Source organism: Phenylobacterium sp. (assembly GCF_037138395.1).
In the GTDB taxonomy this organism is placed as follows: Bacteria; Pseudomonadota; Alphaproteobacteria; order Caulobacterales; family Caulobacteraceae; genus Phenylobacterium.
The window spans coordinates 1-1,732 of sequence record NZ_JBAXIM010000262.1; the positions used below are offsets into that span (position 1 = coordinate 1).

Sequence of the window (1,732 nt, forward strand, 5' to 3'; positions counted from 1 at the left end):
GCTGTCAGGAATCCAGGCAGGGACTTGGGGCAGCCCGGCACGGAGGCTTCCCTAGCGGCCGGCGGCCCCGTTCCCGTCAACCCGGGGCTGGTCGCCTGGGGCCCCTTGACCTCTGCGATCCCGAGGAGTGACAGCTGGTTCGCCGCCATGAAGAAGGTATCGGTCGCCTTGCGGGTCGCCACCAGGGCCTTGGTCGGGGTACCCGGGTTCCGATTAGCCTCAATAGGCGTTTTCCCTGAGGACGGCGCGCTGAGAACATCGAAGAGCATCCGGCTGCCCAGGCTGTGCGAAACGAAAGAGATGCGGGCACCCCTTTCCAACAGGGAATCGGCACTTGTTTCGTCCAGGCAGTCCGAGGGACTGAGGGAGATTGTGCTGTTGTGCTCGGCCGTCGTGACCGGCCTTCCCGCAGCTTCTCGCAGCATGATGCAGACCGCTGAGGACATTCCCTCCTTCAAGGCCCCGCCGGCCGGACCCAGGTAGGCGGCGACGTCGCTCAGACCTTCGTTCACGATGCGGGTCTTCAACGCTCCGGTCAGGCTTCCCGCCGTCCATCCGGCGAAACCCGTCTGCAGGCCGGCGAGGTCATGCGCAAGGAAGGGCTGCTGGAGCTTCCAGAGGTCGTCGTGCCAGAGGTAGCTGTAGACCACCACCCGGCGCTTCCCGTCCGCATGGAGGAACCGGTCGACCCGATACTGGCCGAAGTGATCATAGCGGCAGGGCGGCTGGCTTGCGGCGCCACCCTCGCAGGACAGAGCCTCGCCCTCGAAGTCGTGGACCCTGGCGGTCGGTGCTTCGTTCCAGGACGGCTCCACCGGGATCGGCTCCCGGGTGTAGCCTGCCTCCCGCAGGGCGGCGGTCACGGGCTCGAGCAGCACCGACTTCGCATCGGTCTTTCCCATGCCGTGGGTATGGAAGATGTAGCGGACCGCAGACGGGCTGGCACCTTCCTGAACCGTGAGGACCCCCGGGAAGACCTGCGGGATCACACCATCCGCCCTGATCGGCGGGATGTCGGCCAGGCTCTCCAATCGCGCATTTCCGGAGCCGGTCGTACATCCGGCGAACATCAGGCTGCTGAGGACCGCGACGGCAGCCAGAGAGATAAGTCGGTCCATCACAGGGCTCCCGAAGTGGACGAAGGGGCGACGGAGGGGCCTGACCCGCACATTGAGGGTGGCAGGCCGCGGAGGGTGCAGCTCATGGCGCGTCCGCGGGCTTCGCCATAAGTCGTGACAAGTCTGGCGTGAAATCCGGTCCAGATCCGTGCGGTCTCGCCGGTCGCGGCGTCGATGGCGCGGGGGAAGTTGCCTTCGACCGCGCCGCGCGGGGTCGCTCCGACAGGGGGCGTTTCCGGCCCGCTGCGGCTATCCTTGCTCAGGTCGGCATGGCGCGTCCGGCCCTGACAGAACAGGGCTTCCGGGAAGAAGACAAAGCAGCCGGACATCAGGCCGGGGGGAGGGGGCCCGTCCCCTTCCGCCGCCAGCCAGTCGATGGGGCCGGAGCCGCCGAGGCCCTGGGGGTTGCGGACCGAGACCTCGTCCTGAGGGACCGGGCGGTCGACCCAGTTGGTGTGGGAATAGAAGTCCTGGGCGGCGTGCAGGGCCCGGCCGAGGTGGAAATCCACGTCGCAGAGCGCAGTACGGGGGCGAAGGGCCCGCCAGGCGCAGTCCCGCGCGTCCTGGACGGGCGCGCCACGGGCGTCGACCAGGCCGTCGGCGGCGGCTAGGGC

Annotated in this window: 2 protein-coding genes; both read right to left on the reverse strand. The window is 68.2% G+C overall.

Going from position 1 to position 1,732, the window contains the following annotated elements; translation table 11 throughout:
- Positions 1-1,118, reverse strand: a 1,118-nt coding sequence (locus WCJ52_RS13045) for a hypothetical protein (RefSeq protein ID WP_336903734.1), incomplete at its 3' end; no start/stop codon positions are given.
- Positions 1,118-1,732, reverse strand: a 615-nt coding sequence (locus WCJ52_RS13050; RefSeq protein WP_336903735.1) for a hypothetical protein, incomplete at its 5' end; no start/stop codon positions are given. The genes WCJ52_RS13045 and WCJ52_RS13050, both read right to left, overlap by 1 nt.